Here is a 17,091-nt window from a genome sequence, read left to right on the forward strand (position 1 = left end):
TAGTTTTGTTGTGTTTTTAAAAGCTAAAAATACGTTAATTAAACGCTGGTTAATTTGGTTTTGTAGATAAATTATGATTTTTTTGTTTAAAATTCAAGGATTTATACATTTTGAAGAAATCAAAAACCAACAAACTAAAGATAATTAACGATCCTATTTATGGGTTTATCTCCATACCAAATTCTCTAATTTTTGATATTATCGAGCACAAATATTTTCAAAGGCTACGTAGAGTTACACAAATGGGCTTGTCAAACTTGGTTTATCCTGGAGCTAACCACACACGTTTTCATCACGCAATAGGCTGCATGCATTTAATGCAAAAAGCAGTGCATGTATTGCGAATGAAGAACGTTGAAATTTCAGAAGAAGAAGCAAATGCTTTATATATAGCTATTTTGTTACATGATATAGGTCATGGAGCATACTCACATGCCTTAGAGCATAGCATTGTGAATGGAATAACTCACGAAGAAATTTCATTAAAATTTATGAAAGTCTTGAATGATGAGTTTGATGGGAAATTAAGTTTAGCTATTCAAGTATTTGAAGGAAAGCATCCACGTAAGTTTTTATACCAATTAATATCAAGTCAATTAGATATTGATCGACTAGACTATTTAAAAAGAGATAGTTTTTTTACAGGAGTTGCAGAAGGAAATATTTCATCAGATCGTTTAATAGCAATGATGAATGTAGTAGATAATGAATTGGTTATTGAACAAAAAGGAATTTATTCGGTAGAGAAATTTGTAATTGCACGACGCCTAATGTATTGGCAAGTTTATTTACACAAAACAGGTTTAGTAGCTGAAAATTTATTGGTAAGTATACTAAAGAGAGCAAAGGAGTTAGCAACAAAAGGAATAGAGCTCCCTTCTAGTAGAGCTCTTAAGTATTTTTTATATAACCCGATAAATAAAGAGAATTTTTCAAACAAAACATTAGAAATATTTTCTGAATTAGATGATTATGATGTCCTGTCAGCTATAAAAGAATGGAAGAATCATGAAGACTTTATATTATCTACGTTAGCAACAAAAATTATTGATAGAAGCTTGTTAAAGATTGAGATTCAGGAAAAACCATTTACTGAGGAGTACATTGAAAAGAGACGCAAAAAACTAAGAAAGCTTGTAGATTTAAGTGAAAAAGAGCTTGAATATTTTGTTTTTTCAAATGAAATAAAACACCAAGCATATAACACAAAGAAACCAATAAAAATCTATACAAAAAAAGGTAAGTTAAAAGACATAGCAAAAGCTTCTGATCAGTTAAACCTTAAAGCGTTAACAAAACCTGTGGTAAAATATTACTTGTGTTATCCTAAGAAAATAAAGTAGGTGAATACTTAGAAACAAATTCTAATCAAGAGGTATTTGAACAAAAATAATTACTTTTGCAAATAATGAAATTCACAGCAAAACAAATAGCCGATATTTTAGAAGGAGAGATTGAAGGAAATCCAGAAGCTGAAGTATCTAAACTTTCCAAGATAGAAGAAGGTACCTTGGGGTCATTAACCTTTTTATCAAACCCAAAATATAACTCATATATATATACAACTCAGGCATCAGTAGCTATTGTAAATAAAAGTTTTGTCCCTGAAAAGGAAATAGGAACTACTTTGATCAAGGTTGAAAATGCATACAAATCATTTTCAAAACTTTTAGAGTTTTATAATGAGGTAAAGAATAACAAGCAAGGGAGAGAAAATCCTCACTTTGTTGCTGAATCAGCTACTATTGGAGATAATGAGTATATAGGAGCTTATGCCTATGTTGGAGAAAATGTAGTTTTAGGCAATAATGTTAAAATTTATCCTAATTCTTATATAGGAGATAATGTTACTATTGGTGATAATACAGTTGTTTTTGCAGGAGTAAAGATATATTCTGAAACCGTTATAGGTAAGAACTGCAAGATACATTCAGGAACGGTAATTGGCGCTGATGGTTTTGGATTTGCTCCAGATGAAAATGGAGAATATAAAGCCATTCCACAAATAGGAAATGTTATTATAGAAGATAATGTGGACGTGGGATCTAATTCAACTATAGACAGAGCTACTCTTGGATCTACAATAATCCGAAAAGGAGTAAAACTGGATAACCAAATCCAAATAGCCCACAATGTTGAGATAGGTAAAAATACCGTGATAGCATCTCAAACAGGGATTGCAGGATCTACTAAAATAGGTGAGAACTGCATGATTGGAGGTCAAGTAGGTATTGTTGGCCATATAACCATTGGAAACAATGTGAAAATCCAAGCGCAATCAGGAATAGGAAAAAGTTTAAAAGATGAAGAAGTGGTACAAGGATCTCCAGCATTTGGATATTCGGATTATAGTAAGTCATACGTACACTTTAAAAACTTACCAAAGTTAGCAACTACTGTTCATAAAATAGAAAAAGAGTTGAATGCTCAAAAAATAAAAAATGAGTAAGAAACAAAAAACAATACAAAACGAAGTTACATTATCAGGTGTTGGATTACACACTGGTAATGAGGTTACAATGGTTTTTAAACCAGCTCCAGAAAATCATGGATTTGCTTTTAAGAGAGTAGATTTAGAAGGGGAGCCAGTAATAGAGGCAAAAGCAGATTATGTTACAAATACACAAAGAGGAACAAACCTTGAAAAAAACGGAGTTCAAATACAAACATCTGAACACGTTTTAGCTGCTGCAGTTGGTCTAGACATCGATAACTTATTGATAGAAATAAATGCTTCTGAGCCTCCAATTATGGATGGATCTTCTAAGTTTTTTATAGAAGCTCTAGAAGAAGCTGGAATTGTTGAGCAAGAAGCTGAAATTGAAGAGTATGTAGTAAAAGAAGTTATCTCATACAAAGATGACGTAACAGGAAGTGAAATTATTTTAATGCCATCAGATGAATACCAAGTAACTACTATGGTAGATTTTGGAACTAAAATATTAGGAACTCAAAATGCTACATTAAGTAAAATTTCAGATTTCAAAGAAGAAATCTCAGCAGCAAGAACGTTTAGTTTCTTACATGAAATTGAAATGTTGTTAGAAAATGACTTGATTAAAGGAGGAGATTTAAATAATGCTATTGTTTATGTAGACAAAGAGTTGTCTGATAGTACGATGGAAAAGTTAAAAAAAGCCTTTAATAAAGATAATATTACTGTAAAACCTAATGGAGTATTAGACAACTTAACATTACATTGGGCAAATGAAGCTGCACGCCATAAATTGTTAGACGTCATAGGTGATTTAGCTTTAACTGGTACTCGAATTAAAGGTAAAGTAATAGCTAATAAACCTGGACATTCTGTAAACACTACTTTTGCTAAGAAATTAGCTAAAATCATTAAAAAGGAAAAAAGAAACAATGTTCCTTCTTATGATTTAAACCAACCACCATTAATGGATATCCATAAAATAATGGATATTTTACCTCACAGACCACCATTTTTATTGATTGATAGAATTATTGAATTATCAGACAAGCATGTGGTAGGGATGAAAAATGTTACAATGAATGAAAACTTCTTTGTTGGACATTTCCCCGGAGCGCCAGTTATGCCTGGGGTTCTTCAAGTAGAAGCTATGGCACAATGTGGTGGAGTTTTAGTATTAAATACAGTTCCAGATCCTGAAAACTATTTAACATATTTCATGAAAATGGATAATGTTAAATTCAAACAGAAAGTATTACCAGGAGATACATTAATATTTAAGAGTGAATTAATTACACCTATAAGAAGAGGTATTGCTCATATGCAAGCTTATGCATACGCTAATGGAAAGCTAGTGTGTGAAGCTGAGCTTATGGCACAAATTTCAAAAGTAAAATAATATGAATCAACCACTCGCGTACGTACACCCTCAAGCAAAAATAGCTAGAAATGTAGTTATAGAGCCTTTTACTACCATTCATGCAAATGTAGAAATCGGATCAGGAACATGGATAGGCTCCAATGTAACTATTATGGAAGGTGCGCGTATCGGTAAAAATTGTCGAATTTTTCCAGGAGCAGTTATCTCTGCAATTCCTCAAGATTTAAAATTTGACGATGAAGAAACCACTGTAGAAATAGGAGATAACGTTACTATTAGAGAATGTGTTACCATTAACAGAGGTACTTCTGATAGAATGAAAACAGTTATAGGTGACAATTGTTTAATTATGGCATATTGCCATATAGCTCACGATTGTAAAGTGGGAGATAATTGTATTTTTTCAAACAATTCAACGTTAGCGGGTCATGTTACAATTGGTGATAATGTAGTTTTAGCGGGTATGGTAGCTGTACACCAATTTGCCTCTGTAGGAAACCATGCTTTTGTTACTGGAGGGTCTTTGGTTCGTAAAGATGTACCTCCGTTTGTTAAGGCTGCAAGAGAGCCTTTGTCGTATGTGGGTATCAATTCTGTTGGATTACGTAGAAGAGGTTTCACTACTGAAAAAATTAGAGAAGTTCAAGATGTATATCGAATTTTATTCCAGAAAAATTACAACAACTCACAAGCGATAGATATTATTGAAGCTGAGATGGAAGCTACTTCAGAGCGTGATGAAATTATTCAGTTTATCAAAGATTCGCATCGCGGAATAATGAAAGGATATTTTAAAGCAAATTAATTAGTAAAATTGCACTTGATTGAGCAATTAAAAAGATCAAAAATAAATGGCAACAACATCAGATATTAAAAAAGGATTGTGTATAAAGTTTAATCACGATATTTATAAAATTATTGAGTTTTTACATGTGAAACCTGGAAAAGGACCAGCTTTTGTACGTACAAAATTAAAAAGTGTAACTACAGGAAAAATTTTGGATAATACGTTTTCTGCGGGACATAAAATAGAAGATGTTCGTGTTGAAACTCATAAATTTCAGTACTTATATCCAGAAGGAGATACTTATCACTTTATGAATACTGAAGATTATAATCAAATAACACTTCAAAAATCAACATTAGATGCGCCAGATTTAATGAAAGAGGGAGAAGTGGTTACAATCTTAATTAATACTGAAGATGGAATGCCATTATCAGTAGAAATGCCTTCACATGTTATCTTAGAAATAACACATACAGAGCCAGGTGTTAAAGGTAACACAGCAACAAACGCTACAAAGCCTGCAACTGTTGAAACGGGTGCTAGAATTAATGTTCCTTTATTTATTAATGAAGGAGATAAAGTAAAAATAGACACAGAAAAAGGCGTATATACAGAGCGTATCAAAGAATAAATATACTATTCCCGCTCTTTAGCGGGAATTTATTTTTAAAGATGAAATTCAAAAAGCCTCAAACTTTAGAGCAAATAGCTACTTTATTAAATGTAGAATTTATAGGAGAAAATGATTTCCCTATTACAGGAATTAATGAAATTCATGTAGTTGAAAAAGGGGATATTGTTTTTGTAGACCACCCTAAATACTACGATAAAGCGTTAAATTCTGCCGCAACTACTATTTTAATAAATAAAAAAGTAGATTGTCCTGAAGGTAAATCATTGCTAGTTTCTGATGATCCTTTTAGAGATTTTAATAAAATAACAAAACATTTTAATCCTTTTATAGCTTCAAAAAGTAGTATTGCTGAATCTGCTATTATAGGAAAAGGAACAATTATACAACCAAATGTTTTTATTGGTGATAATGTTACTATTGGTGAAAACTGTGTAATACACCCTAATGTTACTATTTATAGTAATTCAGTTATAGGAAACAATGTAACTATTCACGCTAATACAGTTTTAGGATCCGATGCATTTTACTATAAAAACCGAAAGGAAGGGTTTGATAAATTAATTTCTGGAGGTAGGGTAGTACTTGAAGATAATGTAGACTTAGGAGCTTCTTGTACTATTGATAAAGGAGTTACAGGTGATACTACAATTAGAAGAGGAACAAAAATAGATAATCAAGTTCATGTAGGTCACGATACAGTAATAGGTAAAAAATGTTTAATAGCTTCTCAAACAGGAATTGCAGGTTGCGTTATTATTGAAGATGAAGTAACACTTTGGGGACAAGTAGGAACTAATAGTGGAATAACAATTGGTAAAGGAGCTGTTATTCTTGGTCAAACAGGAGTAACAAAATCAGTTCCAGGAGGTAAATCATATTTTGGAACACCAATTTCTGAGTCAAGAGAAAAACTTAGAGAGTTAGCAGAAATAAAACAATTTTTAAAAGCACAAAAAAAGAAGTAAAAGTTTTACAAATCGATTACAAAAAGTTACTTTTGTGAAGCTTAAAAATAAAAAAATAAACCAATGAGTGTTTTAGTAAATAAAGATTCAAAAATTATAGTTCAAGGTTTTACAGGAAGCGAAGGAACTTTCCACGCTAGCCAAATGATCGATTACGGAACAAACGTAGTTGGAGGTGTAACACCAGGTAAAGGAGGTCAAGAGCATTTAGGTAAACCAGTTTTTAATACAGTTGATGAAGCTGTACAAAAAGCAGGAGCTGATACTTCAATTATTTTTGTACCACCAGCATTTGCTGCTGATGCTATTATGGAAGCTGCTGAAGCAGGAATTAAAGTAATCATTTGTATTACTGAAGGAATTCCTACTGCTGATATGGTAAAAGTAAAAGCTTATATTGATCAATTAGATTGTACTTTAGTAGGACCTAACTGTCCAGGAGTAATTACTCCAGAAGAAGCTAAAGTTGGAATTATGCCAGGATTTATCTTCAAAAAAGGTAAAGTAGGTATCGTTTCTAAATCAGGAACTTTAACATATGAAGCTGCTGATCAAGTTGTAAAACAAGGATACGGAATTACTACTGCTATTGGTATTGGTGGAGATCCAATTATTGGAACTACTACAAAAGAAGCTGTTGAATTATTAATGAATGACGATGAAACTGAAGCAATCGTAATGATTGGTGAAATTGGTGGAAATTTAGAAGCAGAAGCTGCTCGTTGGATTAAAGCTGATGGAAATAGAAAACCAGTTGTTGGTTTTATCGCAGGACAAACTGCTCCAGCTGGTAGAACAATGGGACATGCAGGTGCTATTGTTGGTGGTGCTGATGATACAGCGCAAGCAAAAATGAAGATTTTAGCAGAAAATGGAGTACACGTTGTAGAGTCTCCTGCTAAAATTGGAGAGATGGTAGCTAAGGTTTTAGCATAATAAACACATACATATAAAAATAAATTCCCGTTTTTAACGGGAATTTATTTTTATATTTGAATCCAGTAAACTACCCAGATGTAAGCATCTTGGGTATTCAAAAAAAAAATGTAAGAATTTAGTGGCAAGCTTTTGGGAATAAACTCCTTGGCTATTGCCCTGCGATTAAAACAACTAATAAATGAAACTTTTAGAAAATAAAACTGCAATTATTACTGGTGCTACTAGAGGAATTGGTAGAGGAATTGCTTTAGAGTTTGCAAATCAAGGATGTAATGTTGCGTTTACTTATAGCTCATCTGTTGAAGCAGCAACTGCTTTAGAAAATGAATTAAAAGATTTAGGAGTAAAGGCTAAAGGATATCAATCAAATGCAGCTGAATTTGATGCAGCTCAAGAGTTGGCAAAAAATGTTTTAGAAGAATTTGGAGCTATTGATGTATTAGTAAACAACGCAGGTATTACAAAAGATAATTTATTAATGCGTATTTCTGAAGAAGATTTTGATAAAGTAATCGAAGTAAATTTAAAATCAGTTTTCAATTTAACGAAAGCAGTAATTCGCCCGATGATGAAACAACGTGCAGGATCAATTATTAATATGAGTTCTGTAGTTGGATTAAAAGGAAATGCAGGTCAAGCTAATTATGCAGCTTCAAAAGCAGGAATTTTAGGATTCTCAAAATCAGTAGCTTTAGAGTTAGGTTCTCGTAATATTCGTAGTAATGTTGTTGCTCCAGGTTTTATTGAAACTGAAATGACTGCAAAATTAGATGAAAAAGTAGTCGAAGGTTGGAGAAACGAAATTCCTTTAAAAAGAGGAGGAACTCCAGAAGATATTGCAAATGCCTGTGTGTTTTTAGCATCAGATATGAGTTCATATATTACTGGTCAAACATTATCAGTTGACGGAGGAATGTTGACATAAAATTTGACTTACTTATAAAATTTAAAAAAGCCTGTATTATTTTTAATATAGGCTTTTTTTATTTAAGAGGGATTGCATTTGGGGGACAAATTAACAAACTCAACTTAAGGGTAATAAGTTTTAGGGGAGAGTTTAGTTACTAATGATTTATAAAATTGAAACAGCATGTAGCGAAAATAAGCACCAAGGGATGTTTGAATTTTACAACTAATTATATTCTCTATGGTTTTTCTGGGGAATAATTTATATTATCTTTTTTTATAGTCTTCAAAGGTTCCATCGTCGTATAGAACCAAAATATTTTTAATTTCTCTAAAAGCGGCTGATTCTTTTGGTTTAATAGTACTCTCTGAGATTTGCGTATCTGATTTTTTTTCGGGTTCTTGGTCAAATACTACACTTTCAGTAAACAGAGAAGGAGCTTCATTTTTCTCTATATTTATCTCTTTCTCTTGATTTTTTACATTTGGAGGAAAACTGCCTTTACCATACACTAACCAATTTAGATCAACTTCATCAAAAGCAGTTTCAACTTTTATAATAAAATCTAAGCTCGGTTTATTTCTTCCTGATAATAGGTGAGAAATGCTAGATCTTGGAACATCAATTTTATCTGCAAAACTTGACGCCGATAAATTGTAATAATCTAATATCTGTTTTAGTCTTTCTATCATTTGTTTACTTGTGTAAATATTAGGAATCGTTTACAGTTGTAAATATATATTATTTTACAAACGTAGACAAAAAAATTAATATTTCTTCAGAGCAATTCAAAAAAAGGTAATTAAATACTTTAATAGATAGGATCTAAACTACTGTAAAACAAGTTTTTAAGTTTTTAACATAGAAAAAACCTATTCTTTTACTAAATACCTTTAGTTACATTTGTAATTAAGTTAATTGTTTGTTTTTTAGAGTTTATAAATGTAAAAATCTCTTTTTTTTAATAAATATAATGTGCTTAAATAACCATTTATCCTTATTTAACTGACTTAAACATCAATTAAGCAACTTTAAGGCAAATAATAAAGATTCTGCGGTAGTTTAGTCTAAGCGAACGTGAATCAGGCTGTAAACTTTATAACACTTCTATAACTACTTTAAATTATTTATGGGATTAATCATATCCTTTCAAAGTACTTATATAAATATATTATACATGTAGAATAGAAGTTAAATAAGAAGAATATTACAAATGTTACCATAATTAAACAGTTAACAAATGTGAATTAGATATCTTGTTGTTTACTTTTGTAAAAAAAAGAAAGCACCCTGTTTACAGAGTGCTTTTTGTAGTTGAGAATGTAGTATTCTACTTATTTTTTATTCTCTATCCATTTTCTTGCATTAACAAAAGCTTCTAACCAAGGAGAAACTTCATCTTGTCTGTCTTGTGGATAGTTAGCCCAGTTCCATTGGAAAGTAGAACGCTCAATATGTGGCATTGTTACTAAATGACGCCCTGTTTTATCACACAGCATTGCAGTGTTATAATCTGAACCGTTCGGATTGTTAGGATATCCTTCATACCCATACTTAGCAACAATATTATAATTATCTTCAGTTTCAGGTAAATTGAACTTTCCTTCTCCGTGAGAAATCCAAACTCCTAATTCAGTTCCTGCTAAACTAGATAACATTACTGAATTATTTTCTTGAACTTTTACAGATGTAAATGAACTTTCGTGCTTTTTAGAATCGTTGTGTAACATCTTACCATGTTCGCTATGTTCTGGATTGATTAATTCTAATTCCATAAATAACTGGCATCCGTTACAAATACCAACAGAAAGAGTATCTTCTCTTTTAAAGAAGTTTTTCAAGGCAGTGTTTGCTTTTTCATTATATAAAAATGCTCCAGCCCATCCTTTAGCAGAACCTAAAACATCCGAATTAGAAAAACCTCCAACCGCTCCAATAAACTGAATATCTTCTAAAGTTTCACGACCAGAAATTAAATCTGTCATGTGAACATCCTTCACATCAAAGCCAGCTAAATACATAGCATTTGCCATTTCACGTTCCGAGTTAGACCCCTTTTCACGAATGATAGCAGCTTTAGGTCTGTTAGTTACAGTACCTAGAGTGTCAGCAAGCTTTCCTGTAAAATGCGTTGGGAATGTATATTGTAAAGGTTGATTTTTATAATTATCAAAACGATCTTTAGCTAAACCATTTGCTGTTTGCTTTTGATCTAATAAGTACGATGTTTTGTACCAAGTATCTCTTAATTCAGCAATGGATAAAGCAAAAATATCAGATCCGTTTTTAATATTTAAACGATCAGACTCTGTTACCGAACCAATTTTAAAGAACTCAATGTTATTATCAGCTAAAGTTTGTTCTACAGAAGCGTCGGTTGCTTGGAAAACAATTCCTGAGTTTTCGGCAAATAACAACTTGATGCTATCAGCTTCTTTTAAAGCAGATAAATCTAAGTTAGCACCTACATTTACATCTGCAAAGCACAATTCTAACAAGGTAGTAATCAATCCTCCAGAAGCAACATCGTGACCCGCAACGATTTTTCCTTCTTTAATTAAATTCTGTAAAACATTAAATGCCGATTTAAAGAATTCATTATTAGTAATCGTAGGAGCAGAGTTCCCTAATTTGTTTACTATTTGTGCAAACGAACTTCCTCCTAACTTAAAATCATCTTGCGATAAGTTGATATAATAGATATCTCCTTTGTTTGGTTGTAAAACAGGTTCTACTACTTTAGTAATATCATTACAGTTAGCCGCAGCTGAAATAACAACAGTTCCTGGAGAAATTACTTCTTCATTCGGATATTTTTGTTTCATTGATAAAGAATCTTTTCCTGTTGGAACGTTGATTCCCAAATCGATTGAAAAATCCGAAATAGCCTTCACAGCTTTGTATAAGCGAGCATCTTCACCTTCATTTTTACAAGGCCACATCCAGTTTGCTGATAATGAAACCGATTGTAAACCATCTTTTAAAGGAGCCCATACAATATTCGTTAATGCTTCAGCAATTGAGTTTTTGCTTCCTGCTTCTGGATCAATTAATCCTGAAATAGGAGAGTGCCCAATTGTAGTAGCAATACCTTCTTTACCTTTATAATCTAATGCCATTACCCCAACATTGTTTAGAGGAATTTGTAAAGAACCAACACATTGTTGCTTCGCTACTTTTCCTCCAACACAACGGTCAACCTTATTCGTTAACCAATCTTTACAAGCAACAGCTTCTAATTGTAAAACTTGTTCTAAATATTGAGTAAAGTTTTCTTTAGAATACTCAACATCAGCATAATTGCGATTAACTGTATTGTCAGTCATAATTGTTTTAGGAGAACTACCAAACATATCTTCTAAAGCTAAATCCATTGGTTTATTTCCGTTGGTTTTAGATTCAAAAGTAAAACGGTGATCCCCCGTAACATCACCAACAGTGTACATTGGTGAACGCTCACGTTCGGCTATCTTATTAAGGGTGTCGATATGCTTTTCAGCAATAACTAACCCCATACGTTCTTGAGATTCGTTACCGATAATCTCTTTATCAGATAGGGTAGGGTCTCCAACAGGTAGTTTATCTAAGTCGATTTTTCCTCCAGTATTCTCTACTAATTCTGATAAACAGTTTAAGTGTCCACCAGCTCCGTGATCGTGAATAGAAACGATAAAGTTTTCATCACTTTCTACCATACCGCGAACAGCGTTGGCAGCACGTTTTTGCATTTCAGGATTTGAACGTTGAATTGCGTTTAATTCAATTCCTGTTGAAAATTCTCCAGTATCGGCAGAAGAAACTGCAGCTCCTCCCATACCAATACGGTAGTTTTCACCACCTAGAATTACTATTTTATCTCCTTCTTGTGGAGTATCTTTTAAAGCTTGTTCTTTTTTACCATATCCGATACCACCAGCTTGCATGATTACTTTATCGAAACCAAGTTTGCGAGCATCTTCTTCGTGTTCAAAAGTTAGAACAGAACCACAGATTAATGGCTGACCAAATTTATTACCGAAATCAGAAGCTCCGTTAGAAGCTTTGATTAAGATATCCATAGGAGTTTGGTATAACCACTTACGTTCGTCCATTCCTTTTTCCCAAGGACGATTTTCCTCTAAACGAGAATACGAAGTCATATATACAGCTGTTCCTGCTAATGGCAACGATCCTTTTCCTCCAGCTAATCTATCACGAATTTCACCTCCTGAACCCGTTGCAGCTCCGTTGAAAGGCTCAACAGTAGTAGGGAAGTTGTGTGTTTCAGCTTTTAATGAAATAACAGACTCAAACTCTTTTGTTTCGTAAAAATCTGGTTTATCTGCGCTTTTAGGAGCAAATTGCTCTACTTTTGGACCTTTAACAAAAGCAACATTGTCTTTATAAGCAGATACAATATCGTTAGGATTTTGTTTAGATGTTTCTTTAATTAACTTGAATAAAGAAGTAGGCATTTCTTCACCGTCAATAACGAAAGTTCCGTTGAAAATTTTATGGCGACAGTGCTCTGAGTTTACTTGAGAGAATCCAAATACTTCAGAATCGGTTAATTTTCTACCAATCTTAGTAGCTACTTCTTCTAAATAAGCAATTTCTTCTTCACTTAAGGCTAAGCCTTCTTGCTCGTTATAAGCCGCAATATCATCAATTTCTAAAATTGGTTCAGGTTGAATATCAATAGTAAAAGTTTCTTGGTTTAATCCGTCAAACTTTTGAGAAATCATTGGGTCGAAGTCAGAAAAATCATTAGCTACTGCATCAAATTCTTCAATTCTGATAATTCCAGAAATCCCCATATTTTGAGTAATCTCAACAGCGTTGGTACTCCAAGGAGTAATCATTGCTGCTCTAGGTCCAACAAAAAAGGCGTCAAGAGACGCCGCGTTTATTTTTGGTTGGTTGCCAAATAACCAAGTTAACTTCGAAATTGTTTCAGATGTTAATTCTTCTGTTGTTTGAACAGCAAAAACCTTGCTGTTTACGTTTCCAAAGAAATGAATCATTATTAGTTGTGTTTGTGTGTGTTTTTGAAAGGTGTAAATTTAATTCTTTTGGATGAAATAGAAGCATAAAAAAAGCAGCAAAATTTTGCTGCTTTTAATAAGGTTGTTTTACTTGTTAAAGTAATGACTATCAATATACATTTCTTGTTCAAATTTGTTTGTTGACACATTAATATCAATACGTTCAAAACTTTTTACTTCGTATGTAGATTTTGACGATACACCTCTTATATCATCCAAGGCTTTTTTAAGTACGATTTCATTCTCATCACCAAAAGGTAAGATGTTATCCCAATGTTTCCATTCTTCGATTAAAATATTAGGTTCAAATCCATCACCATAATCATTTTGACCAAGCTTATTATAGATTTGAAAAACAATCGGCTGCATAGCCATTTTGTGAGATGAATTAGCAGAATTTACATTAGTATAGTCGCTAGCAGGAGAGTCATATAATGTTATAGACCCCTCGTTTTTACCTACTGTTTTGGTTCCTACTACTTTAACTTCTATAAAAGGGCGTAATCCGTTTATAATCATTTCACTAGCAGATGCTGTACTACCAGAAGTTAAAACATATAATCGTTCAATACCAGATAGTCTATTAATGGTTTCTTCATGGGTCTTTTTTCCATCAGCCCCATAAACATTTAACGTATTGTCAAAATAGTAAGGATCATTGTATTGAGAGTGTTTACTATTAAACTTTAATTCAGCAAATTTATCAGTACCAGCTTCTGCACGTATCATGCTTGCTAAATAGGCAGATGTTTCTACAGAACCACCACCATTAATTCTTAAATCTAATACTAATTCTTGAACACCAGCAGACTTCAACTCGCCGAAAGCAGCGTTTAATTCATCATTATAAGATGATCTGAACCCATTATATAGTATATAACCAACTTTTGTGCCATCAACATCAATAATATTAGTTGAATGTACTGGATTGTCAGATACTACAGCTTGTGAAATTGTTTTCTTTTCTTTAAAAGTTTGACCGTCTTTTTCTGCAAACGAAAACTCTGAAGTTTCTTGGTAATATCCATCAAGTACAGTTTCATAATTACTTACGGTCATTACAGTTCCATTTATAGCATTAATTATGTCTCCTCTTTTAAATCCTGCTAAATCTGCAGGAGAATTTTCAGAAACATGCTGAATATACATTACTACATAATCGGTTGTACCAACTCTAACCAAACTAGGTCTAAAACCAAAAGTTTTAGAAGTACCTTGAAATTGTTGTTGCTGAGCCACGTAATCTTCAATAAACCAAGAGAAATCATCATTTGCGTGCTTTAGGCTTTCAAATAACGAGCTAGGAGTACTATAGGAGTTAAGATAAGTATAGTAGTCATTTTTATTATCGTCTTTACTGTCTGCTAAATTAGGAACGTCTTCTTGCCAGTTGTACCATGAATTCATAGCTTTCCAAACGAAATTATTGACTTGGTTGTCTAAAGTGACTTCTTCTGTTTGTGGAGTCTCTTTTTCAGGAACTACTTCATTGTCTTTGCTACAGCTTAAAAATACAATAAACAGTAAAGATAATAATGTGATTTTTTTCATTTTATATGTAATTATTTATTAGTTATTAAACAATATAACAGATAAATTATGAAAAACCCTACCTTTTCAATAAAAAAATCATTTTTGTTCAGGTATCCTATTTCTTTCTATTTTTCCTTTTTTAACTGCTTTGTAATTTTCGTAACAGTTTAAGACGGCTTCAATAAGTTGTAAGTCGCTAGCTTTTTTAATGAAATATTCAGAATAGTTGCAGTCAGAGAGTAGTTTGTTTAGCTCAGTTCTGTCCATTTCTAGATACTCCATCATAACTTCACGATCAAATTTACCAGCTAACATTTTACGTAAATCATCTTCTTGTTTAAGTTTTTTTAACTTTTTTAGTTGTCTAGGTTTACTTCCAAAATGATTATATACTAAGTCGACTGGATTTAACAATTTAGCAATAGGAGAAGAGATTTTTTGAGGTTTTCCTACCTCGTAGGTTTGCGGTAAACCATTAATATGAATTCTTGTAAAACGATCTTTAGGGACTTGTTTTATATCTACTTCTAAAACACCAATGAGTTCTGTAGATTTAATTACTACTTCTTTAACTTCTTCGGGCTTTTCTTCTAAAGAAATGACTACTTCATTTCCTTTTAAAAGATCATTTGTTATTTTTAGCTTTATAGAAGAGTATCCTAAATAAGATACAAGCACAGTATCATTTGCTTTCGCTACAAGATTAAAAGAACCTTGTTCGTTGGTAATTGTACCTATAACACTATTAAGGTTTAATATATGGGCAGCGCTTAGAGGTTTCTTAGATTCAGAATCTACAATTTGTCCTTTTAAGTTGTTGCTTTGAGTATTTTGGGCTATTGTTATAAATGATGAAACAAGTAGTAACAATAAAATGGTGTATTTTTTTTGCATAATGCAATAATAAGAATAAATAGATTTTGTTTAGTTAATTATCTGTGAAATTGATACGATGTGAAGATTTTTAAATTAACTAAAAATAAAACTATTAAATTGTAAAGATGAAAAAGATGATAAAAAACTTCTTTAAAGGTATTTTAAAATTGCTATTATTTATGTTGTTATATTAGGGGTTGTTTGTGTTGTAATGCTTTGGTTGATATTTAGCGGGTAAAAGTTTGATTAAACTTTAAATAGTTTTTTAAAGGTGTTTTGTGCACGTAACAGGAGTCGAACCTGCACTTCCGTTGGAAACAAGCCCCTCAAGCCTGCGCGTCTACCAATTCCGCCATACGTGCATAAATAAAAAAAGTTAAGCTCTTTAAAGCTTAACTTTTAGTGACCGGGCTGGGGCTCGAACCCAGGACCCTCTCCTTAAAAGGGAGATGCTCTACCAACTGAGCTACCCGGTCATTGCTTCTTTGTGAAAGCGGTTGCAAATATACAACTGTTCTTTAAATGAAAAAAGCTTTTTTGTAATATTTTTTATAGATATTTGTAACTACTTAATTACTAGTTTATGAAAATTGTGTTATTGGGATACATGGCCAGTGGTAAATCGACAATTGGACGAATTTTAGCCGAAAAAAAGCAGATTTCTTTTATAGATTTAGATGCTTATATCGAAGAAAAGGAGAAAATGTCAGTTTCGGATGTCTTTAAAGAGAAAGGAGAGATCTATTTTCGTAAGCAAGAACATGTTTATTTAAAAGAACTTTTAGATAAAAATGAAGATTTTGTATTATCCTTAGGAGGAGGCACACCATGTTATGCAGGAAATATGAATGTATTATTAAGTTATAATGATGTAACTTCTATATATTTAAAAACATCTATACAAACAATCAAGGAAAGATTGGTAAATGAAAAAAGCCAACGCCCTTTAGTAGCTCGTTTAAATGAAGAGGAGTTGGCAGAGTTTATAGCTAAACATTTGTTTGAGCGTAGTTATTACTATAATCAAGCTACTCATAAACTAGTAGTTGATAATAAAGATGTAGATGAGACTGTGGATGGGCTCCAAGCTTTATTAAGTTAAATAAGCTATAGTTTCATTTTTTTTAAATTCAACAACTACATGTTCTTTAATAGAGGTAGACAAAGAAATACCTTTAAAATCTGCTTTGACCGGATATTTTTTGTGATTCCTGTTAACTAACACGGCAGTTTTAAATCTTTTTAAAGGAACTTCTAAAAAGTGCTTAACACCGTATATTAAGGTAGTACCTGAGTTTAAAACATCATCAACTAATACTAATGCTTTGTTTTTGTACTCGTCACTAGTTATTGAAGTAGTAATAGGAGTAGTAGGTTTTTTCTTATCGATAGAAACTTTACAAAGAGTAATTTTTAACGGTGAGATTTTATTTACGGCCTCTGCTATTTTTTCAGCAAGAAAAAAACCGTTATCTGCAATACCAGCAATAATGATTTCTTTTTCTTCACTGTTGCTTTCGTAGATTTGAAAAGCTATTCTACGGATTTTCTGTTCAATTTGTGCATTGTTTAAGATAATATTACTAGTGTCGGTCATTATACTTATAGTTT

14 protein-coding genes and 2 tRNA genes are annotated in these 17,091 nt (G+C 32.3%); 9 read left to right on the top strand and 7 right to left on the bottom strand.

Annotation, left to right across the window (positions count from 1 at the left end; genetic code table 11):
- Positions 1-110: 110 nt before the first annotated feature.
- The 8 genes from Q0663_RS09605 to fabG all read left to right on the top strand — a co-directional run bounded on the left by Q0663_RS09605 (position 111) and on the right by fabG (position 8,065).
- Positions 111-1,343, top strand: coding sequence for an HD domain-containing protein (locus Q0663_RS09605; protein ID WP_299010123.1), 1,233 nt, complete (start codon positions 111-113; stop codon positions 1,341-1,343).
- 65 nt (positions 1,344-1,408) lie between these two features.
- On the top strand, positions 1,409-2,449 hold the full coding sequence (gene lpxD, locus Q0663_RS09610; protein ID WP_299010126.1) for a UDP-3-O-(3-hydroxymyristoyl)glucosamine N-acyltransferase: 1,041 nt from the start codon (positions 1,409-1,411) through the stop codon (positions 2,447-2,449).
- The gene (locus Q0663_RS09615; protein ID WP_299010129.1) at positions 2,442-3,833 is read left to right on the top strand and encodes a bifunctional UDP-3-O-[3-hydroxymyristoyl] N-acetylglucosamine deacetylase/3-hydroxyacyl-ACP dehydratase; all 1,392 of its coding nucleotides are present in this window, start codon (positions 2,442-2,444) and stop codon (positions 3,831-3,833) included. Before lpxD ends, Q0663_RS09615 begins: the two co-directional genes overlap by 8 nt.
- Before the next feature lies 1 nt (position 3,834).
- Positions 3,835-4,620, top strand: coding sequence for an acyl-ACP--UDP-N-acetylglucosamine O-acyltransferase (gene lpxA / locus Q0663_RS09620; RefSeq protein ID WP_299010132.1), 786 nt, complete (start codon positions 3,835-3,837; stop codon positions 4,618-4,620).
- 46 nt (positions 4,621-4,666) lie between these two features.
- On the top strand, positions 4,667-5,233 hold the full coding sequence (gene efp, locus Q0663_RS09625) for an elongation factor P (RefSeq protein WP_299010135.1): 567 nt from the start codon (positions 4,667-4,669) through the stop codon (positions 5,231-5,233).
- Between the two features lie 41 nt (positions 5,234-5,274).
- Complete coding sequence (locus tag Q0663_RS09630; RefSeq protein WP_299010137.1) at positions 5,275-6,201, top strand: UDP-3-O-(3-hydroxymyristoyl)glucosamine N-acyltransferase; 927 nt, start codon at positions 5,275-5,277, stop codon at positions 6,199-6,201.
- Positions 6,202-6,264: 63 nt separating this feature from the next.
- On the top strand, positions 6,265-7,137 hold the full coding sequence (gene sucD, locus Q0663_RS09635) for a succinate--CoA ligase subunit alpha (protein WP_028891930.1): 873 nt from the start codon (positions 6,265-6,267) through the stop codon (positions 7,135-7,137).
- Between the two features lie 181 nt (positions 7,138-7,318).
- Positions 7,319-8,065: a 3-oxoacyl-[acyl-carrier-protein] reductase gene (gene fabG, locus Q0663_RS09640; protein WP_299010139.1), complete on the top strand. Its 747-nt coding sequence runs from the start codon at positions 7,319-7,321 to the stop codon at positions 8,063-8,065.
- 248 nt (positions 8,066-8,313) lie between these two features.
- Here the strand turns inward: fabG and Q0663_RS09645 are convergent, their stop codons facing one another.
- The 6 genes from Q0663_RS09645 to Q0663_RS09670 all read right to left on the bottom strand — a co-directional run bounded on the left by Q0663_RS09645 (position 8,314) and on the right by Q0663_RS09670 (position 15,956).
- A complete protein-coding gene (locus Q0663_RS09645; protein WP_299010142.1) occupies positions 8,314-8,739 on the bottom strand; it encodes a helix-turn-helix transcriptional regulator in 426 nt (141 codons plus the stop codon).
- Between the two features lie 642 nt (positions 8,740-9,381).
- Positions 9,382-13,050 carry a phosphoribosylformylglycinamidine synthase gene (purL, locus tag Q0663_RS09650; RefSeq protein WP_299010145.1) on the bottom strand — a complete coding sequence of 1,223 codons (3,669 nt, stop codon included), beginning with the start codon at positions 13,048-13,050 and terminating at the stop codon, positions 9,382-9,384.
- A 108-nt stretch (positions 13,051-13,158) separates the two neighbouring features.
- The gene (locus Q0663_RS09655; protein WP_299010148.1) at positions 13,159-14,622 is read right to left on the bottom strand and encodes a S41 family peptidase; all 1,464 of its coding nucleotides are present in this window, start codon (positions 14,620-14,622) and stop codon (positions 13,159-13,161) included.
- Between the two features lie 78 nt (positions 14,623-14,700).
- Positions 14,701-15,498, bottom strand: coding sequence for a carboxypeptidase-like regulatory domain-containing protein (locus tag Q0663_RS09660; RefSeq protein ID WP_299010151.1), 798 nt, complete (start codon positions 15,496-15,498; stop codon positions 14,701-14,703).
- A gap of 261 nt (positions 15,499-15,759) precedes the next feature.
- A tRNA-Leu gene (locus Q0663_RS09665) sits at positions 15,760-15,842 on the bottom strand.
- A gap of 41 nt (positions 15,843-15,883) precedes the next feature.
- Positions 15,884-15,956 (bottom strand) — tRNA-Lys (locus Q0663_RS09670).
- 131 nt (positions 15,957-16,087) lie between these two features.
- Here Q0663_RS09670 and Q0663_RS09675 point away from each other — a divergent pair.
- Complete coding sequence (locus Q0663_RS09675) at positions 16,088-16,582, top strand: shikimate kinase (RefSeq protein WP_299010735.1); 495 nt, start codon at positions 16,088-16,090, stop codon at positions 16,580-16,582.
- On the opposite strand, the gene Q0663_RS09680 is transcribed toward Q0663_RS09675, so the two are convergent.
- Complete coding sequence (locus Q0663_RS09680; RefSeq protein WP_299010154.1) at positions 16,574-17,077, bottom strand: phosphoribosyltransferase family protein; 504 nt, start codon at positions 17,075-17,077, stop codon at positions 16,574-16,576. The two genes, Q0663_RS09675 and Q0663_RS09680, sit on opposite strands and share 9 nt — an antisense overlap.
- Between the last annotated feature and the right edge of the window lie 14 nt (positions 17,078-17,091).

This window comes from uncultured Tenacibaculum sp. (assembly GCF_947504135.1).
GTDB lineage: Bacteria > Bacteroidota > Bacteroidia > Flavobacteriales > Flavobacteriaceae > Polaribacter.